Source organism: Streptomyces sp. NBC_00440, from assembly GCF_036014215.1.
In the GTDB taxonomy this organism is placed as follows: Bacteria; Actinomycetota; Actinomycetes; order Streptomycetales; family Streptomycetaceae; genus Streptomyces.
Window position 1 is genome coordinate 7,598,786 of sequence record NZ_CP107921.1, and the last position, 18,287, is coordinate 7,617,072.

An 18,287-nucleotide genomic window follows, 5' to 3' on the forward strand; every position below is an offset into this window, starting at 1 on the left:
CGCGAGTCGCACAGCAGGGGCCGAAGTGCGGAAGCGGGTCCGGGAGGCGGCCGGTACGAACAGTCCGGCTGCCGACGGCCGGGGGCCGTGGGCATCGACGGCGTCCTGGTCAGCGGTGAGTCGCGGATACCGCCGCGTGCGCCTCGGCCCGCAGAACGTCGGTGTCGGGCTGTTCGCTCGCCCAGGCGACATGGCCGTCGGGGCGGATGAGCGCGGCACGCACGGTGGACCAGGCGGGGCGTGGGTCGGGCCGGTGTGCTGTGTGCGTGATGATGTGGGAGGTGGAGGGCGGTGCCGGGGTGCCGGTGAAGTGCAGCAGGACGTGGCGGCCGGTCCGGAGCAGCGTGAAGAGGTTGGTGCTGTTGGAGAGTTCGAGGTTGGGTGCGCGGTGACCGGTCAGGGGGTGGTGGTGTGCGGGGCCCGGGTAGGTGACGGCCAGTGCCGAGAGTCTTTCGGCCAGGCTTCGGGAGAACTCGGGGACGGTGGCGATGAGTTGGCTCAGGAGTGCACGCAGATCCTGGCCCTCCGCCGAGTAGGCGTTCATCAGTGCCGTCTGGGCGCGGGTGCTGAGCAGTAGGTCGGCGCCGACCGGGTGGCGTTCGGTGTGGTAGCTGTCCAGGAGCCCGGCGGGGGCGGTGCCCGCCACTGTGGCGGCCAGTTTCCAGCCGAGGTTCGTGGCGTCCTGGATGCCGACGTTGAGGCCCACACCTCCGGCCGGGTAGTGCATGTGCGCCGCGTCGCCCGCGAGGAGGACGCGGCCCCTGCGGTACTCGGCGGCCTGCCGGGTGGCGTTGCCGAACCGGGAGAGCCAGCTCGGGTCGCGCATGCCGAAGTCGGTGCCGGCGATCCGGGTCACCTTGGCGCGCAGCACGTCGAGGGTGAGTTCGCCGGGGTAGCCGGTACCGGCACTGTCCGGGTCACCGCCGACGATCCGGTGGATGCCGCCCGGCATCGGGACAATCATGACGCCGCCGGTCGGGCCCGACACGGCCGCCACCGCTTCCTGTGGCGGGTTGTCCAGGACGACGTCGCCCAGGAAGCCCCAGGTGGTGGCGTCGTTGCCGGGGAAGTCGATGCCCGCCGCTTCGCGCACGGTGCTTCGGGTGCCGTCGCAACCGACGACGTAGTCGGCGCGCAGTGTGTACGGGCCGTCGGGGCCGGTTGCCTCGACGCTCACCCCGTCTTCGTCCTGGGTAAGTCCGGTCACGTGGTGCCCGCGCCGGATTTTGGCTCCGGCCGCATTCCCGTGTTCCTCCAGCAGCTCCTCGGTGCGGGCCTGCGGCAGGGCGAGTGTGAAGGGGTAGGGGGTGTCGAGGACCCCGAAGTCCATCCGGTCGTCGAGCCCGCCGAAGTGGCCACTGGGGATGCGCCGCCCCTCCGTGAGGAAGGGCTCCAGCACGCCCCGGGTGGCCAGGGCCTCCAGTGTGCGCGGATGGATAGTGAGGGCCTTGGAGTGGGGATCCCGCTCGCGGCGAGTTTCCAGGACGGTGACGGGTGTCCCGCCCAGCCGCAGTTCGGCGGCCAGCCACAGCCCGGTGGGGCCGCCTCCTGCGATGACTACGTGCTCGTGCTCCATGGCAGCTCCTCAGGAATCTCTTGGTCAGTGACCAAGGTGGGTGCGCCCAGTAGACTAGGTCGGTGACCAAGAAGCAAGCGGAGGATCTCGCCCGGACACGGCTCGACCCCGCAACGGTGGTGCGAACGGCCCTGGAGCTGCTGGAGGAGAAAGGTGCGGACGGGCTCTCGATCCGCGGCATCGCGGACCGGCTCGGCGTCCGGATGAACACAGTGCTCTGGCATGCGAAGACCAAGGCGCGGCTGTCGGAGTTGATGGCGGATGCGATCGTGGCCGGGGCGCCGGTGGACGGACTGCCCGAGCCCTGGGAACCACGGGTCCGCGAACTGCTCCACCGCTACCGCCGCGCCCTGCTGGCCCACCGGGACGGGGCCAGGATCGTGGCCGGTACGTACGCCGCCGAACCCGCCACACTCCGCTTCGCCGACCTGATGACCGAGGCGCTGCTGGCCGGCGGGCTGGCGGAACGCGAGGCGGTCTGGACCGGCTGGAGCCTCGTCTACTTCGCCTTGGGGCTGACTCAGGAGGAACAGGCGCTTCCTGACGCGATGGGTCCGGCGTTCGCACGACAGCTGGACATGGGCGCATACCCCTCACTGTCCCGAGCCGCCGCGTACTTCGAGGACACCTCCTTCGACGAGCGCTTCGACTACGGGCTCTCCCGCATCCTGGGGGTGTGAAACGGAGCGGCGCCCAGACAACTCCTAGCCGGTGGCCACGATCTGGAACGCTTCGGCCAGACGCCCCGGGGGCAGGCCGGCCGCCTGCGCGTGCTCCGACAGCCAGTCGTGCAGCAGGCCCGCCAGATCATCGAAGTGCGCGGTCTGCGACGTGTGAATGCGCAAGGCATCGACCTTGCGGCTGAAGACGCTGGTGACATCGACATACTGGTTGGGTGTGGGGCCGGTCATCAGCCAGAGTTCCGGCACGATCCACGGTTCGAGCCCTTCCCCTCCGAGGAGTTCGGGGTAGGCGAACGGATTACGCGCTTCGGGATAGACGGCGCGCAGTGCGGCCTCGCCGACGGCCCGGTGGTCGGGGTGCAGATCGGCGAGTCTCTTCCAGTTGATCTCGGGGCTGGGGATGATCGCGCGCTGCGGCCTGACCTCGCGGATGACACGGCACAGATCACGCCTCAGAGCCACGCTCGGCTCGACAAGGCTGTCCGGGTATCCGAGGAACCGGACGTCCTGGATGCCGCTGAGCTTCGCCGAATGGACCTGTTCGGCACGGCGCAGGTCCGCCATCGCCTGCCGGGGGAGCCGGTCGTCGTAACCGCCGGCGTCTCCGTCCGTGACGATGCAGTACGTCGCGCGGGTGCCCCGGGCGATCCACTGCATCACGGTTCCGCTGACACAGAACTCGATGTCGTCCGGGTGTGCGGCGACGACCAGCAGGCTCTCCGGCGCGCTGCGGTCGGGGCTGTCGGTCCTCAACTCGTCCATGTGTTCAGCCTGTTGCCTGCTCCGGCCGGGGGCAAGGCGCACCGGGTGGCGCGTCCGAGACATGGCACTTACGCGCCACCCTAAAATTTGGTAGCTTCAAATCATTGGTGCAGTTAAGAGAAGCCGTCAGGGAATTTGACAGCCGGAGGCGCTGGCATGTGCAGGATTCTCGGTTCATTCGCCGCTGGGGTGACCGCCCCCGAGCTGGACGCTGTGTCGGGTCGGCAGCGTCACGGCGGACCCGACGAGCATGGAGTGCTCAGCGGCCGCGGCTGGTCGCTGGGGTGCGACCGGCTCGCCGTCACGGATCCCGGGCACGGCAGCCAGCCGTACCGGCTGCGTACCGCCCCCGGTGTGCTCGCCGTGCTGAACGGGGAGATCTACAACCACCGCGAGCTGCGGCGACGGCTGTCCGCCCGTGGGCACCGCTTCGACGATCTCTGCGACGGCAGCATCCTGCCGGCCCTCTACATGGAGTACGGCCCCGAGTTCGCCGCGCATCTCGACGGGATGTTCGCGGTCGCGGTACTCGACCTCGGGCGGCCGCGGCCCCGACTCGTGCTGGCGGTGGACGACATGGGGATGAAACCCATCCACTACCACGTCTCCGGGGACGGATCCGTGCGCTTCGCGTCGGAGATCCCCGCGCTCCTCGCCTTCGACGCGGTACCGGCCGACATCAGGGAGGAGTCGCTCGACTCGGTGCTGGCCACCAAGACGCCCCTGGGCACCGAGACGGCGCTGCGCGGCGTGCACGTCCTGCCGCCGGGTGCCACGGCGGTCGCGTCCCCCGGCTCCGTCCTGCGGATAGGCCGCCGTGCGGGGGCGGACGGCCGTTCACCGCACGCCGGTACGGGGGTACTGGAAACCCTGCGACACGAGACCGCCCGCCTGACCGCCGCCGATGTCCCGGTGTGCGCCGTCACCAGCGGTGGGCTCGACTCCGGACTGGTCACGGCGCTCGCGGCCGAGGAACTGCACGGTGAGGACCGGCAGTTGCACACCTTCCACCTCGGCTACCAGGGCCGCTGGCCGGACGCCGAGCACACGTACGCGCGCGCCGTCGCCAACCGGGCGGGCACCGTGCACCACCGCGTCGACATCGACCCGGCAGAGCTCGCCTCGCTCCTCACCCGTACGGTCCGCCACCTCGGCCAGCCCAACGCCGACCCGATCGCGCTGAGCACCTACGCCCTGTTCCGGGCCGTGCGGGAGGCCGGATTCACGGTGGCGCTCACCGGGGACGGGGCCGACGAACTCTTCGGCGGTTACGACCGGGTCCGCCGCGCGATGGAGGTACCGGACGGCCAGGACTGGACCGCTGCCTACGTCGACGCGCTCGCGGCCGCGCCCCGGCTGCTCCGGCACCACCTGTACACACCGGCCTACCGCGCCTTCATCAACGACCTGGGCTCCGACAGCGACCGCATCGCGGCCCGGCTGCGCCGCTCCACAGGGGACCGGCTCTCCACGCTCAGCGAGTTCGAGACCGGTTGCCGGCTTCCCGCCTACCACCTGCGGCGCGTCGACCATCTGAGCATGGCCTGCGCGGTGGAGGCCCGTATGCCGTTCTGCCAGCCGGCCACCGTGGCCATGGCCAGGTCCCGGAGCGCCGGGGAGCGGACGGGGAAGCGCGCGCTGTACGAAGCGGGCCGTGGGCTGCTGCCGGCCACGGTTCTGCGGCGGCCCAAACAGCCGTTCACGCTGCCGCTGGCAGCCATGCTGGCCCCGGGCAGCCCCCTCCTGGAATCCGTACGGGAACTGCTGTCACCCGCGAAGCTGGCGCGGGACGGACGTCTGCGCCCCGACCGGGTGCAGGCGCTGCTCGCCCGGCACATCGATCACCCCTCCGCATCGGACGCACTGGCCCTCTGGGCCATCGCCGTCCATGAGCTGTGGACGGAAGTCGTGCAGGGGCTGCGGCGGCCTGTCGACTGCGCGGCATGAGGGCGGACATCGTCCGGGTGGAGGGAGCGCCGAGTCCGACGCTCGTGCTGCCGGGCGACGGGCTTCCCCGGGGCGCACTCGCACTGGGGAAGGAGCTCCTGGGCGTCCGCCGGTGGCTCGACTCGACAGGGCGTGCACAGATCCAGAAGATCGCGTTCCACCAGCCGTCGCCCCATCCCGGTTTCGACCTGGAGTACCGCTTCGTGCAGAGACTGCCGGACGGTTTCAACTTCCGCAGCGGCTGCGGTCATTCGCTGCTCGCCTGCGTCGTCGCCGCGCGGCTGCCGGGGCCGGTCCGGGTACGGGCCCTGACGACCGGCGACACCGTCGTCTGCGAGCCCGACCCGCACGGCGGCCACATCGTCAGGTTCACCGGCCCCTGGCCCGCCGCGGGACTGCTCCCCACGGGTCTGCCCCTGCAGCGGCTGGGCGGCCTGGATGTGTCGCTCGTACGTTTCGGCAATCCCTGTGTGTTCGTCGACGCCGCAGCGCTCGGAGTGCACTCGGCGGCCGAACTGTTCGCCGCCGGAATCGAGTTGCTGCTTCCCCTGCTGAGGATCAGAGCGGCCGCTGCTCGGCTGCTCGGCTGCGCACCCCGGTCGGGGCTGCCCAGGATCGCCGTGATCGGCGCCGACCCCAGCGGCCTGCTGTTCGCCCGCGGTATCACCGTCAACGGCTGGCATCCCAGCCTCGCTCTCACCGGAGCCGCGTGCGTCGCGGCGGCCGCTGCCATCTCCGGTACTGTCCCGCACCGCCTCGCGCAGGGCCCGGCCCTCAGCATCGCCACCCCGGGCGGGACGGCGCACGTGTCGGCCGCGGTGGACGGGCCGTGCCTCGGCAGCGTGGCGGTGCACGGCAAGCGCGCGTACGTCCTGGAACGCGCGGTGCCGATGCCCTGGCGTATCCGCGTCACGGCGTGAATACGCAGCCCTTCTGACCGCCTTCGGGCCCCTCCGCTCTGTCAGGCTGGATTCCGAAGAACTTCCCACCGCCCTTTCGACGTGGGGGAGTTCTGCCCTTTTCCGTCCTGTGTGAGGAGCGCAGCAGAGGATGACATTCCAGAACCTGAACGTCGTGGTGACCGGTGCGTCCCGGCACTTCGGCCGTGCGCTTGCCATCGGATTCGCCCACCTGGGCGCCGAGGTCTACGTATCCGCGCGCACGGTCGAGGCCGCCGAACGCACCCGGACCGAAGTCATGGGCTCAGCCCGGGACCGCATTCACGCCTTCGGATGCGACCTGAGCAAGCCGGCCGACATCCGGGAATTCGCACGCCGTGTCGGCGAGCGGACGGACCGGGTGGATCTCCTGGTCAACAACGGGGCCCGGTGGCTGGACGGCCTGGAACTCGACGACGCGTCGGACGAAGAGATCGTGGAGACGATCGAATCGACGGCCGGCGGCACCGTGCTGATGGTCAAACACTTCCTGCCGTTGCTCCGTGCGTCGAACCGCCCGGACATCATCAACATGGTGGCCGTGTGCGCCGGCCGGTCGACAGCTGATTCCCACGCGCACGAAGCCTTCTACGCGGCAAAAGGCGCCCAGGCCGGATTCGCCGACATTCTCTCCCGACGGCTCGGCCCTTCCGGCGTCCGTGTCTTCTCGCTCTATCCACCGGACTTCTCCACCTCCGACCCGCGCTCCGCCGAATGGGAGGGAATGGGGGCCGGGAACCGGGGCGTCGAGGAGAAGCTCACCACCCAGGCACTCTTCGAATGCGTCGTCTACGCGGTCGAGCAACCGCGCGACTGCTTCATCCGCTCCTTCCACTTCGAACCGCGCTGAGCACCGCACCCGCGTCACTCCAGCGTCAAGGAGGTCCACCCATGAGTACGCCGCTCTGGATCACCGCGACCCCGCCCGCCCCCTGCGCCGAACTCGACATCGGACATCTGGCCGGCCCCTACGTAGCCGCCGACGTCCTGGCCCGCTTTCTGCGGGCGGACGGCGAACGCGTGCTGTTCACCACCGGAACTGCCGACCACACCGCATCCGTGGCAGCCAGAGCGCTCCGCGCGCAGCGGACGCCGGAGGACGTCGCCGACGGCTACCGCACCACGATCAGAGCCGACTGGCAGCACGCCGGGATCGAGTTCGACCACATCGTCCACCCACGACGCGACCGCGGATACGCCCGCTGGACCAGGGCACTCTTCCGCAGCCTCCACGCGGACGGAGCCATCGTGGTGCGCTCCCGGCCGATGCCCTACTGCGTACCCTGCGAACGCCGGCTGCACGGAGCGCTGGTGACCGGCGGCTGCCCGCACTGCGCCGCGGCGAGCGAAGGCGGTGTGTGCCGTGTCTGCGCCCTGCCGAACGACGGTGGCACACTGACCGACCCCTCCTGCACGCTGTGCGGCACACCTGCGCAGCTTCGCCGCTCCCGGCGGCCCTACTTCGCCCTGGAGCAGTTCCGCGGCCCTCTCGCCGACTACTGGGCCGCGTCGGAGCTCCCGCCCTCGCTGGCGGTCCTGTGCGAAACCCTCGTCGAGGACGGGCTGCCCGACGTGGCCGTGGGCCATCCCGGCGACTGGGGAATCCCGGTGCCCGTCGACGGACTCGACGGGCACCGCATCGACGGATGCTTCGAGGCGGCGGCCATGCACCTGTTCGGCCAGGGCTTCGACAAGCAGCCGCTGCCGGAACGCACCGCGCACTTCGGCGGCTTCGGCCACACCTTCTGCCATGCCGTCCTCCTGCCGGCGATCCTGCTCGCGAAGGGCGTCAAACTCCCGCAGGACTTCTACGTCAACGAGACCCGTACGGGCGCGGAAGGGCACGACGGGGCGTGGGCGCTCGACCTGCTGATCGAGTACGGCTCCGACACGCTGCGCCGGCACGTACTCGAAGGGCGCACCGCGGCGCGGCGGCCCGACTTCCGGCTGGACGAGCCGGCCGCGACGCTGCGGATCCTCACCGGCACGTGGAACGGGTGGCTGAACCGCCTGTTCGACGCCGTGTACGAGGAGAACGGCGGCGTCATCCCCGACGCGGCCCCGGGAGGCGCCGGATGGGGCACCCAGCTGCGGCGCCTTCACCGGGCGGCCGACGACCTGCGTGATGCTTACTCGCCGGAGTCGTTCGACCCGCGCCGCGTGGTGCTCCTCCTCGACGAAGTCGTGCTCTCGGCAGCCGACTTCGGGTACGTCAACGCCCACCAGCGGCGGCGCCCGAGTGCCGGCGGACGTCATCTGCCTTCCCTGACGGCGCAGTTGAGCATCGCGTCGGCGCTCTGCGCCTGGGCCGCACCCGTGATGCCGGAGGGTTCCAGGCGGCTGGCGTCGGCTCTCCACATCGAGCCGGGGCGGCCGGTCACCACCGACGCGCTGGCTGTGCCCTCGCCGGGCACCCGGCTCTTACGGCCCTCAGGACCCGTCTTCGGGTTCTGACCGGCTTGTCCCTTCCAGCGATCCGCCGCGTGGCCGGGCGCCGGCGATCCGAGGCGGCGACGGGGCACGCGTTCCCAACCGAGGAGCTGCCGTGTCCCTTCGCGTCGCCATGCTCAGTGTCCACACCTCGCCACTGCACCGGCCCGGCACCGGAGACGCCGGTGGCATGAACGTCTACATGGTCGAACTGGCCCGGGCGCTCGCCCGGCGGGACGTCTCCGTCGACCTCTTCACCCGGTGTCGCGGAGAGGGGCACTCCGACGACGTCCAGCTGGACGAGGGGGTCCGGGTCCGGCATCTGCACGCGGGCCCCTGCGAGCCGCTCCCCAAGGAGTCCATGCGGGACCTGCTGCTGGAGTTCTCGCTGGCCCTGATCAGAGCCGGGGCCGAGCGCCCGTACGACCTCGTCCACTCCCACTACTGGCTCTCCGGGCAGGTGGGAGGGCCGGCGGCCGGGCACTGGCGGGTCCCTCTCGTGCACACCATGCACACGCTCGCGAAGGTCAAGAACTCCTGCCTCGCGCCGACCGACACACCCGAACCGGAGTGGCGTATCAGCGGCGAGGCGGGTGTGGTGCGCATCGCCGACCGCCTCATCGCGAACACCGCTGACGAGGCGGCGGCCCTGGTCGGCATGTACGGCGCCGATCAGCTGCGCACCGATGTGGTGAGCCCGGGAGTGAACACCCGGATCTTCCGCCCCGGAGGGGGGCAGCAGCCGGCCCGGTCCCGTCTCGGGCTGCCGCACGGCGCGTTCGTGCCGCTCTTCGCCGGCCGCCTCCAGCCACTCAAGGCTCCGGACGTCCTGGTGCGGGCGGTCGGCGAAGCGCTCCGTTCCGCTCCAGGACTGCGAGGCCGCATGGTGGTCCCGGTCGTCGGCGGCCTGAGCGGCGCCGGTGCAGCTGCCCCTGATGCGCTGCACAACCTCTGCCGGGATCAGGGGGTACTCGATGTGATGCGCTTCGTCCCCGCCACATCGCAGGGGGAGTTGGCCGACTGGTACCGGGCGGCGGACGTTCTCGTCGTTCCCTCGCGCAGCGAGTCCTTCGGCCTGGTGGCCCTTGAGGCCCAGGCCTGCGGCACTCCGGTGCTGGCATCGGCGGTCGGCGGCCTGCCGACCGCCGTCCAGGACGGCGTAACAGGACTCCTCGTACGCGGACACAACCCCGCCGACTATGCCGAGCGGCTGCTGTGGTTCGCGCGGAGCCGTGGCACATCGCGGTCGATGGGACGGGCGGCGGTCCGTCGTGCGCAGGGCATGAACTGGCAGTCCGCTGCGGACAGGACCCTCGCCGTGTACGAACGGGCCCTGCGCACCGGGCCGTTGGGTGGGGCAGGGGCAGCGGCATGCCCCTGCCCCGTCGGCAACCCCCTCCTGGAGGAACAGGGGAGCCGTAGCCCGATGCTACCATCTGTTTTGGTCTGACCAAAAGACCGGCGTATTCAAGAGGCGGGGCCCGTTGGGGTCCCGCCTCTTGTCGTGGGCCCGGGGAAATCCAGGCGCCGGAAAGGGCAATGCGCTCATCGGTGAGCCTGAACCACTGAAGTGGTGTGCAAGATCGCGGATATCCGGAGAAGATCCCTCCCGCGGAAATGAGGATTCCGCAGGTGACGCATCAACGCCATGGCAGGTCCACGACGTTGAAAACTCTGGCTGTGTGGCTTCCGGTGAGCGATTATTTAGATGTCTTCGAGGGGCCCGGCGGCACGGACCCCCTGAGGTGACTATCGAAATCACATCCTGGAGGAATCATGTCTGCTCACGTTCGCAATTCCGGAATTCGCAAGGTCGCCAGGCAGTTCGCCGTAGCCACCATTCTCTGTTGCGGAATAGCCATTCCGCCTGTGCTGGCGGCCACCCAGGCGGTTGCCGTGGAGACGCCCGCCGGGGGCGGCGAGTGGCCCGCCCCGGGCCCCGCCACGGTGTCGGCCGACGGCGAGTGGCCGACGCCTCCCCCCGCTGCTGTGCGGCCTGCTGATGGTGAGTGGCCTGCGCCCACTGCTCCTGCTGTGACGCCTGCTGATGGTGAGTGGCCTGCGCCCACCGGTGCTGCTGTGACGCCTGCCGGCGACGGTGAGTGGCCTGCACCCGCTGGTGCTGCTGTGCGACCTGCCGGCGACGGTGAGTGGCCTGCACCCACGTCGGCAGCGGTCCCGCTGTCGAACGGTGAGTGGCCGGCGCCGGTGCAGGCCTGACCGACGAACGGAAGGGCCCGGAGAGGCTGGCGGCAGCTCTCTCCGGGCCCTTCGTCCGCCCGATTCGTCTATTCGGAAGTGCTCAGTTCCGAGCTGTGGCGCTGCAGTCGGGGCAGATTCCCTTGAAGACGATCTCCGAGCCATGGACATCCCACCCGGACAAGTCATTCCCCGGCTTTTTCAGGGGAGCGCTGGTCACATTGTCGACGCGCCCGCACAGAGAGCAGAGCGCATGGTGGTGAGGTGTACCCGCGATTTCGAAGACGGCGGGAAGGCCCGGTCGGTCGAACTTCGTCACCAGTCCCGTTTCAAGGAAATGCCGGAGCATTTCATAAACGGCCTGACTGGTGAGCGCGCCCAATTTCTCACGCGCCGCGGCCGCCAGGGTCTCCACGTCCATGTGGCCGCCGCCCGTGAGGATGTGCAGGATCTCCAGACGTGGAGCCGTCACGCGCAGCCCCACGTCACGGAGTTGCTGGATCGCCGCGTCGCGCTCGGTCGTCGCTACCTCGCGAGTCATGTCTCCGCCACCTGGTTCGACCAAAACTTTGGAGATATCTTACCTCTTGGGCGGTAAGAAGCGAGATGGCCGTCGGGAGCCGCTCGGGAGCGGCCCGGCCGGGGCTGCTCAGTCGAGCCAGCCGAGCCGGGCGGCCCGTACGCCGGCCTCGAAGCGACTGGACGCGCCGAGCTCGGCCATCACCTCGGAAAGCATCCGGCTGACGGTCCGCAGGGACACGCCCATGCTGCGAGCGATCTTCTCGTCCTTCATCCCGGACGCGAGCATCTGCAGTGCCGCACGCTGCTGTTCCGTGAGCCCGTCGCCGCCCTGCTCGGAGTTGAGCACTTCACCGTAGGGGGCCGCGGTGTGCCAGCAGTACTCGTACAGCGCCAGGTACGAGCGGACGAGCGCGGCGCCGCGGGCGAGGATCGCGCCCAGCGTCGGATTGGAAGGGTCCAGCGGGATCAGGGCGAAGTGGTGGTCCGCGATGACCATGTTCATGGGGACCACCGGGGACATGCGGATCTCGGCGCCCTGCTCGGCCTTGCGCCGGAAGTACTCGGCCTGCTCGGGTACGGAGACGAACCGCTGGTTGAAGATCGCCCGGATCCGTACGCCCTTGTCGAGCTGGCGCCGGTCCCGCTCCAGTACACGCTCCGGGAACTCCCTCTGCAGGGTGCCGGGATGCATCAGTGCTTCCTCGTGCTGGACGACATGGCTCATGTCCTCCAGCACCTGCTGAATGCGCCGGTAGTCGGTGAGGACCTCCACCTCCACGTCGGTTCCCTTGGTCACCGCGCCCGGCCGCAGAAAACGGCCGACCAGCGACTCAAGAGCGCTGTACGAGGCGTCGGCCTCGGCGAGGTGGGTCCGGAGGCGCTGCTGCTCGCGCTGGAGCAGCCGGAGTAACGCGATCTCCGGATCGATGACCGCGACGCCGTCGGTCTCGGCTTCCGCCGGTGTGCCGTTCTCGACGTCCAGACGGCTGGCGTGCTTCGATCCGGTGGGAATGATCAAGCCCAGGTCGAGCAGTTCGGACCGACATCGCTCCCGCTCCTCGGTCTCCAGCTCAAGATCGGTGACCACCTTCTCGTAACTGCCCGCCCCCCGGGCACGCAGCTCCTGGTACAGCGAAAGTGTCGGATCGGCCGACTGCGTACGTGCCTTGTCGGTCTTGCCCATGCGCAGCGCCCCCTGGCCCAACTGGATACATCGCACCCCGTCACACCTTAGACACAGAGGTGGTACGGATTTCGCACCCTTGATCGATGATGTGACGCGTGTCACGTCACGTGCGACAGGCCAGGAAGACGCTCAACGTGCGCCGATCCAGGCGCTGTTGCCGACGTTCGGTGATGTGGAGGCCCGCCGCGCGGAGTTCGTCGCGCAGGGCGTCCTGGTCCACCACCCACTTGAGGGTCGTGGTGGCTGAGCTGCGGGCCCGTGCGTCAGCGGGGCGTTCGGTGCGGTACGTGATCCGCTCGGTCATGGCCCCGGTGTCGAACACCTGCTGCACGACGGCCCATTCGACCACGCCGTCGCAGCGCGGCACCTGGAAGCGGTGGGTGCGGCGGGGGCACCGGGCGAGTTCGCCGGTCTCGTGCGAGGTGTAGTCGAGCGCCAGTGTGCCGCCCTCCTCCAGATGGGAGGCGACCTCGTGCAGCAGGCCCGGGCGGGCGGCGGGAGAGACGGCCGACACCATCGTCCCGGCGAGCAGGACCAGATCGTAACTCCGCCGCAGTTTCAGGAGGTTGAGATCGGCCTGGACCGTGGTGACGGACTGCCGGGTGCGGGGCCCGATGCGGGCCGCCCACGCGTGGAGGCGGTCGAGGCTCGCGGCGTCCCGGTCCACGGCGTCGACGCGGAAGCCGTGCCGGGCGAAGGGGACCGCCAGCCGCCCGGCACCGGAACCCAGATCGAGCACGGTGCCGCCTCTGCGCCGGACCAGGTTCAGATACGCCAGGATGTCCTCGCTGTACGGCCCGAGCAGCGCTTCGTGCAGCCAGATGTCCTGCGGGCCGACGGGGGAGACCGACTCAAGACCCGGCAGCCGGGGCGGCGCGGCGCGGGTGGCCGGAGTGCGGGCCGGAAGGGTGTCGAGTACGGCACGCAAGGGCTCGGTCTGTGTCTGCATGGCTCCTCCGCGGGCGCTCGGCCTGGTCCTGCCCTTCACGCGGGCCCCCACTGGAACCCCGCGAGGACCATGGTGTCCGGAACCCTTCGGGCGGGGCCAGCGCCAGCGGTTGCGCGTCCATGCCATAGCGTGGATGCGCCACACATCCGGCCCTCGGGGCGCGCCGTGCCGAGCAGTCGACAGAGCGAGGGCGGTTACGCCGAGCGGCCGAAACCGTGCGGGTGCGGTTACACGGGGCGCGTCAGCCGGCTGCCCGGCCCGTCGAACCCGTGGCGGCGGAAGAACCCTTCGGTCGGGTCCTGTTCGCAGTGCAGGGTCACGGCCTGCTGCCGGGCGTCATGGTCGAGCATGCGTTGCGTCACGGCGGCGAGCAGTGCGGTGCCGAGGCCCCGGCCGCGCCCGCTCAGCGCCGTACACAGGGAGTACAACTCGCCCTCGCCCGCAGCCGGAACGCCACCCGCCGCAGCGCCGACCACCGCGTCGCCCTCGACGGCGACCAGCCATCCGAGCCAGCCCGGAGCGCCGCCAGGGATGCCGATCTCCGCCCTGATCCGGGTCAGTGAGCAATTGGTACTTATCAGCTGCTGAATGGCCGGATCGCGCAGGGTGCCGGTATAGGTGTCGCGTATTGCCTCTGCCAGAAGGTGTGAAATGGCGGTTGCTTCGGCAGGGGTTGCGGACCGCACCTCTGTGTGGTGCATGAGCTCCGGGCCTCCAGGGGTGGGTCGCTTTCTCCAACGCCCCAAGAATAGCCGCCAATTGACCCGCGCAGTCACGCTCCGAGTATTTACGAACGTACTAAGTAATTCAGTAAATGATTCAGCCTTGGATTAAACAGCAGGCGAGGGCGATCGGTGTGACCGCGCAGATGACCGCCGCGGACGTCAGCAGGCCGAGCAGTACCGGACGTCCGGACTCCTGCGTCAGTATGCGACGTACCCGCAGAACGGCGGAAGGCCCGCCGGCCGACATCGTCCACTGCGGGGCGCGCCCGGTCGCCACCGAGTACAGGGCGGTCGCGAGTGCTTCCCTGGAACATGCGCGCAGGGCCCGGTCGTCGGCGGTCATCTCGACCAGAAGCGGCACTTCTGACGTTATCCGGCGAATCAGCGGTATCGGGGGAAAGGAGTGGCTGAGCGACTGCGCCGCGACGGTCAGCAGATGGTGACGGCCGGCAATGTGGGCCCGCTCGTGCCGGAGCGCGGCGTCCAGCTGGACGACGGTGAGCGCACGGAGTGCACCGGTGCTCACGACCACTTGCGACGACCGCCCGGGAACGCAATAGATTGCCGGTGTTTTGTGCTCGAACAGTGTGGCATCCAGGGCGGGTTCCCATCGGCCGACGAGGTTCAGCAATTCGGTGTGCCGGACCCGTAGACGTCGCGTACGGATTGCCTCACGCAGAAAGAGCGCCGCCGGAAGAAGAAGCAATGCCAGTGCGACGGCAATTGCCGGTAAGTCCGTGGGGCGTACTCCCGCGAGGTGCGGTGCGACGCAGGCCTGCGCAGCCCAGGGCAGGCAGGCTTCGGCAAGGTCGGAGAGATGGACGCTGCTCCGGTACGGCAGCAGAAGCAGCAGTGCGGCGCAGGACGAAGCCGCGATGAAGACAGCCGCGAGCGCGCTCCACGTGGCGAGCGCCAGTCTGGGTGCCTGATGGGGCCAGTGGCTGCGGGACATCCCCACCGGGAGTACCGCGCCCGCGGCGAGTGCCAGCACCAGCGGCGGCACCACGTGGTGGTTCATCTGGAGCCGCCGTCGGCGCCGGGCCGCTGGACCGCGCGGAGAGCGGCGTCCAGCGCCGAGACGTCCTCCACGGACATGTGCTCCACGAAGCGCAGCAGGGCCCCCTGCCTGTTCTCGGTGGCTCCGAGGGCGTCCTGCATCAGCCCGGCCGTGTACTCCTCACGGCTCTGCTTCGCCTCGTAGACCCAGGCGCGGCTGATCTTCTCCCGGCTCAGCCAGCCCTTGGTGTGCAGTATGTCGGCGACCGTCATGACCGTGGTGTACGCGACCGGCCGGGTCAGGTTGAGGTCATCGACGATCCGGCGAACGGTCGACGGTGTCTGCCACCGCCAGAGACGGTCCATGATCTCGGCTTCCAGATCCCCCAGCCGTCGCACTCTGTCCCCTTAGTCGCCTTGGTCGCCTCAGTTGCCGCACTGAACCGTTCACGATGCGTCACATCGTAGACGTTGGTTTCCACGGTGCCCTGCCTCAATACCCGCTGGGGCAGGGCCTGCCGTGTCCCACTGCCGTCCGGCTGCCCTTTCCGGAGTTCAGGCCTTCACGAGCCGTGCGATGGCCTGCGACGCCTCACTCACCTTCGCCGTCGCCTGGTCACCGCCCGCGGAGACGGCCTCCGCGACACAGCAGTTGAGGTGCTCGTCGAGGAGCGTCAGCGCACAGGCCCGCAGCGCGGCGGCCGTCGCGGAGATCTGGGTCAGCACATCGATGCAGTAGGTGTCGTCCTCGACCATGCGGTGCAGTCCGCGTACCTGGCCCTCGATGCGCTTGAGGCGTCTGAGGACGTCTTCCTTCTGGTGCTGGTATCCGGCCATCTTCCGTCACGCCCCGTTCACGCGGCCTGGAAGCGGCGCAGCCGCAGGGAGTTGCCGACGACGAAGACGGAGGAGAAGGCCATGGCCGCTCCGGCGATCATCGGGTTGAGGAGACCGGTGGCCGCGAGGGGGAGGGCGGCCACGTTGTAGGCGAAGGCCCAGAACAGGTTGGACCTGATGGTCCCCAGGGTGCGGCGGGAGAGGCGGATGGCGTCGGCGGCGGCGTTGAGATCGCCCCGTACGAGAGTGAGGTCGCCGGCCTCGATCGCGGCGTCCGTGCCGGTGCCCATGGCGAGGCCCAGATCGGCCTGGGCGAGGGCGGCGGCGTCGTTCACCCCGTCACCCACCATGGCGACGCTGCGGCCCTCCGCCTGCAGCCTCTTGACGACGGCGACCTTGTCCTCGGGCATCACCTCAGCGATGATCTCGTCGATGCCTACCTCGGCGGCCACGGACTGTGCGACGGCCTTGTTGTCCCCGGTGAGCAGGATCGGGGTGAGGCCGAGCGCGCGCAGCCGGCGGATGGCCTCGGCGCTGGTCTCCTTGACGGCGTCGGCCACTTCGAGGACGCCCCGGGCCTCGCCGTCCCAGGCGACGGCGATCGCCGTACGGCCGGCAGCCTCGGCCGCGTGCTTGGCGCGGGCCAGTCCGGTGGGCAGCTCCATGGCCCAGTCCTTGAGCAGCTGCTCCCGGCCGACGAGGACGGCATGGCCGTCCACGACGCCCTGGACGCCGAGGCCGGGGACGTTCGCGAAGTCCTCGGGAGTGGCCAGTGGGCCGGTCTTCTCGGTGGCTCCGGTGGCGACGGCCTGGGCGATGGGATGCTCGGACGCGTTCTCCAGCGCGCCCGCCAGCCGCAGTACTTCGGACTCGGTGGTGCTGTCGGTGGTGTGCACGGCGAGCAGGGTCATCCGGCCGGTGGTGACGGTGCCGGTCTTGTCCAGGACGATCGTGTCGACCTTGCGGGTGGTCTCCAGGACTTCGGGCCCCTTGATCAGAATGCCGAGCTGGGCGCCGCGTCCCGTACCCACCATGAGGGCGGTCGGTGTGGCGAGGCCCAGGGCGCACGGGCAGGCGATGATCAGTACGGCGACCGCGGCGGTGAACGCGGCTGCCAGACCGGAGCCCGTGCCCAGCCAGAAGCCGAGGGTGCCGAGCGCGAGCGCGATGACGACCGGGACGAAGACGGCGGAGATCTTGTCGGCGAGGCGCTGGGCGGCGGCCTTGCCGTTCTGCGCGTCCTCGACCAGCTTCGCCATCCTGGCGAGCTGGGTGTCGGCGCCGACCCGGGTGGCTTCGATGACGAGACGGCCGCCGGCGTTCAGGGTCGCGCCGGTGACGGCGTCGCCGACGGCGACCTCGACCGGGACGGACTCGCCGGTGAGCATTGACGCGTCAACGGCGGATGCGCCTTCGACGACCGTGCCGTCCGTGGCGATCTTCTCCCCGGGACGTACCAGGAACCGGTCCCCTACCTGCAGTTCGGCGGTCGGGATGGTCTCCTGCCGGCCGTTGCGCAGGACCGTGACCTCCTTGGCACCGAGTTCGAGAAGGGCCTTGAGCGCGGCACCGGCCCTGCGCTTGGAGCGGGCCTCGAAGTAGCGCCCGGCGAGGATGAACGCGGTGACACCGGCGGCGGCCTCCAGATAGATGTTCCCGGCGCCGTCGCTGCGGGCGATGGTGAATTCAAAGGGGTGCGTCATTCCGGGGGTGCCGGCGGTGCCGAAGAACAGCGCCCACAGCGACCACAGGAACGCGGCCGACGTGCCGACCGAGATCAGCGTGTCCATCGTCGCAGCGCCGTGCCGTGCGTTGGTGAACGCGGCGCGGTGGAAGGGCCAGGCCGCATAGGTGACCACCGGCGCGGCCAGGGTGAGACTCAGCCACTGCCAGTAGTCGAACTGCAGCGCGGGGATCATCGCCATGGCGATCACGGGGACGGCGAGGACCGCCGCGGTGATGAGGCGCTGCCGCAGCGGGGCGAGCGTGTCGCTCTCCTGCTCCGCTGCGGCAGCGGACGCACCGGCGGCCGAAGGCGGAGCCGGTTCCTGTGCGGTGTAGCCGGTCGCCTCGACGGTGGCGATGAGGTCCGTGACATCGACGTGCTCGGCGAAGGTGACCTTCGCCTTCTCGGTCGCGTAGTTGACGGTGGCCTCGACGCCGTCCATGCGGTTGAGCTTCTTCTCGATCCGGGCCGCGCACGAGGCGCAGGTCATCCCGCCGATCGCGAGCTCGACCGCGGCGGTGCCCGCTGTCGTCGTTGGGGTACCCATGGCTTGCTCCTCGGGCTTGGCGGCGATTCATACCCCTGGGGGGTATCAGTAAGTCGCCTCCATATATACCCCCCGGGTGTATGTCGCGCAAGGGGTGATTCTGTGGGGTGCGACACCCCTGAGAGGTATGGGTTCTCTCAGGGGTGTCGCACCCGATGGCGACGTGCGGCAGCCGGTAGCCGCGGCGCCGGGCAGGCGGGCCGGCCGGGCGGGGCGGTGACTTCGACACCGAAGGGGGCGGACCGGCTCGGTCCGCCCCCTTCG

At 69.9% G+C, this 18,287-nt stretch carries 16 protein-coding genes; 6 read left to right on the forward strand and 10 right to left on the reverse strand.

The window, feature by feature from the left end; genetic code table 11:
* Positions 1 to 109: 109 nt before the first annotated feature.
* A complete protein-coding gene (locus tag OHB13_RS33805) occupies positions 110 to 1,576 on the reverse strand; it encodes an FAD-dependent monooxygenase (protein WP_328379654.1) in 1,467 nt (488 codons plus the stop codon).
* Positions 1,577 to 1,638: 62 nt separating this feature from the next.
* Here OHB13_RS33805 and OHB13_RS33810 point away from each other — a divergent pair, with 62 nt between their 5' ends.
* Complete coding sequence (locus OHB13_RS33810) at positions 1,639 to 2,256, forward strand: TetR/AcrR family transcriptional regulator C-terminal domain-containing protein (protein ID WP_328379655.1); 618 nt, start codon at positions 1,639 to 1,641, stop codon at positions 2,254 to 2,256.
* A 24-nt stretch (positions 2,257 to 2,280) separates the two neighbouring features.
* On the opposite strand, the gene OHB13_RS33815 is transcribed toward OHB13_RS33810, so the two are convergent.
* A complete protein-coding gene (locus OHB13_RS33815) occupies positions 2,281 to 3,021 on the reverse strand; it encodes a PIG-L deacetylase family protein (RefSeq protein ID WP_328379656.1) in 741 nt (246 codons plus the stop codon).
* 156 nt (positions 3,022 to 3,177) lie between these two features.
* Here OHB13_RS33815 and asnB point away from each other — a divergent pair, with 156 nt between their 5' ends.
* From asnB to mshA, 5 genes are all read left to right on the forward strand, one after another.
* Positions 3,178 to 4,968, forward strand: coding sequence for an asparagine synthase (glutamine-hydrolyzing) (gene asnB, locus OHB13_RS33820; RefSeq protein WP_328379657.1), 1,791 nt, complete (start codon positions 3,178 to 3,180; stop codon positions 4,966 to 4,968).
* Positions 4,965 to 5,888, forward strand: a complete 924-nt coding sequence (locus OHB13_RS33825) for a PrpF domain-containing protein (RefSeq protein WP_328379658.1) — start codon at positions 4,965 to 4,967, stop codon at positions 5,886 to 5,888. Before asnB ends, OHB13_RS33825 begins: the two co-directional genes overlap by 4 nt.
* A gap of 130 nt (positions 5,889 to 6,018) precedes the next feature.
* Positions 6,019 to 6,756, forward strand: a complete 738-nt coding sequence (locus OHB13_RS33830; protein ID WP_266862144.1) for an SDR family oxidoreductase — start codon at positions 6,019 to 6,021, stop codon at positions 6,754 to 6,756.
* Between the two features lie 41 nt (positions 6,757 to 6,797).
* Positions 6,798 to 8,360 (forward strand): class I tRNA ligase family protein, encoded by a 1,563-nt coding sequence (locus tag OHB13_RS33835; protein WP_328379659.1) that lies wholly within the window; start codon positions 6,798 to 6,800, stop codon positions 8,358 to 8,360.
* 91 nt (positions 8,361 to 8,451) lie between these two features.
* Complete coding sequence (gene mshA / locus OHB13_RS33840; RefSeq protein WP_405754833.1) at positions 8,452 to 9,786, forward strand: D-inositol-3-phosphate glycosyltransferase; 1,335 nt, start codon at positions 8,452 to 8,454, stop codon at positions 9,784 to 9,786.
* A gap of 852 nt (positions 9,787 to 10,638) precedes the next feature.
* On the opposite strand, the gene OHB13_RS33845 is transcribed toward mshA, so the two are convergent.
* The 8 genes from OHB13_RS33845 to OHB13_RS33880 all read right to left on the reverse strand — a co-directional run bounded on the left by OHB13_RS33845 (position 10,639) and on the right by OHB13_RS33880 (position 18,023).
* A complete protein-coding gene (locus tag OHB13_RS33845; protein ID WP_328379660.1) occupies positions 10,639 to 11,076 on the reverse strand; it encodes a Fur family transcriptional regulator in 438 nt (145 codons plus the stop codon).
* A 108-nt stretch (positions 11,077 to 11,184) separates the two neighbouring features.
* Entirely contained in the window at positions 11,185 to 12,276 is a 1,092-nt protein-coding gene (locus tag OHB13_RS33850; RefSeq protein WP_266862140.1) for a helix-turn-helix transcriptional regulator, read from the reverse strand.
* Positions 12,277 to 12,346: 70 nt separating this feature from the next.
* Positions 12,347 to 13,192, reverse strand: coding sequence for a class I SAM-dependent methyltransferase (locus OHB13_RS33855; protein ID WP_328379661.1), 846 nt, complete (start codon positions 13,190 to 13,192; stop codon positions 12,347 to 12,349).
* Between the two features lie 227 nt (positions 13,193 to 13,419).
* Entirely contained in the window at positions 13,420 to 13,893 is a 474-nt protein-coding gene (locus tag OHB13_RS33860) for a GNAT family N-acetyltransferase (RefSeq protein ID WP_266862136.1), read from the reverse strand.
* A 118-nt stretch (positions 13,894 to 14,011) separates the two neighbouring features.
* A complete protein-coding gene (locus tag OHB13_RS33865) occupies positions 14,012 to 14,869 on the reverse strand; it encodes a M56 family metallopeptidase (RefSeq protein WP_328379662.1) in 858 nt (285 codons plus the stop codon).
* Between the two features lie 62 nt (positions 14,870 to 14,931).
* Positions 14,932 to 15,312, reverse strand: coding sequence for a BlaI/MecI/CopY family transcriptional regulator (locus tag OHB13_RS33870; protein ID WP_266862132.1), 381 nt, complete (start codon positions 15,310 to 15,312; stop codon positions 14,932 to 14,934).
* A 156-nt stretch (positions 15,313 to 15,468) separates the two neighbouring features.
* Entirely contained in the window at positions 15,469 to 15,750 is a 282-nt protein-coding gene (locus OHB13_RS33875) for a metal-sensitive transcriptional regulator (RefSeq protein WP_266862130.1), read from the reverse strand.
* A gap of 17 nt (positions 15,751 to 15,767) precedes the next feature.
* The gene (locus OHB13_RS33880) at positions 15,768 to 18,023 is read right to left on the reverse strand and encodes a heavy metal translocating P-type ATPase (RefSeq protein ID WP_328379663.1); all 2,256 of its coding nucleotides are present in this window, start codon (positions 18,021 to 18,023) and stop codon (positions 15,768 to 15,770) included.
* Positions 18,024 to 18,287 lie beyond the last annotated feature (264 nt).

What these genes read in the sequence shown, in the direction of transcription:
- OHB13_RS33835 (WP_328379659.1), top strand. Translation starts at nt 6,798, where the DNA reads ATGAGTACGCCGCTCTGGATCACCGCGACCCCGCCCGCCCCCTGCGCC.
- OHB13_RS33875 (WP_266862130.1), bottom strand. Translation starts at nt 15,750, where the DNA reads ATGGCCGGATACCAGCACCAGAAGGAAGACGTCCTCAGACGCCTCAAG.
- OHB13_RS33815 (WP_328379656.1), bottom strand. Translation starts at nt 3,021, where the DNA reads ATGGACGAGTTGAGGACCGACAGCCCCGACCGCAGCGCGCCGGAGAGC.
- OHB13_RS33845 (WP_328379660.1), bottom strand. Translation starts at nt 11,076, where the DNA reads ATGACTCGCGAGGTAGCGACGACCGAGCGCGACGCGGCGATCCAGCAA.
- OHB13_RS33880 (WP_328379663.1), bottom strand. Translation starts at nt 18,023, where the DNA reads ATGGGTACCCCAACGACGACAGCGGGCACCGCCGCGGTCGAGCTCGCG.
- OHB13_RS33830 (WP_266862144.1), top strand. Translation starts at nt 6,019, where the DNA reads ATGACATTCCAGAACCTGAACGTCGTGGTGACCGGTGCGTCCCGGCAC.
- OHB13_RS33805 (WP_328379654.1), bottom strand. Translation starts at nt 1,576, where the DNA reads ATGGAGCACGAGCACGTAGTCATCGCAGGAGGCGGCCCCACCGGGCTG.
- OHB13_RS33855 (WP_328379661.1), bottom strand. Translation starts at nt 13,192, where the DNA reads ATGCAGACACAGACCGAGCCCTTGCGTGCCGTACTCGACACCCTTCCG.
- asnB (WP_328379657.1), top strand. Translation starts at nt 3,178, where the DNA reads ATGTGCAGGATTCTCGGTTCATTCGCCGCTGGGGTGACCGCCCCCGAG.
- OHB13_RS33860 (WP_266862136.1), bottom strand. Translation starts at nt 13,893, where the DNA reads ATGCACCACACAGAGGTGCGGTCCGCAACCCCTGCCGAAGCAACCGCC.
- OHB13_RS33825 (WP_328379658.1), top strand. Translation starts at nt 4,965, where the DNA reads ATGAGGGCGGACATCGTCCGGGTGGAGGGAGCGCCGAGTCCGACGCTC.
- OHB13_RS33865 (WP_328379662.1), bottom strand. Translation starts at nt 14,869, where the DNA reads ATGTCCCGCAGCCACTGGCCCCATCAGGCACCCAGACTGGCGCTCGCC.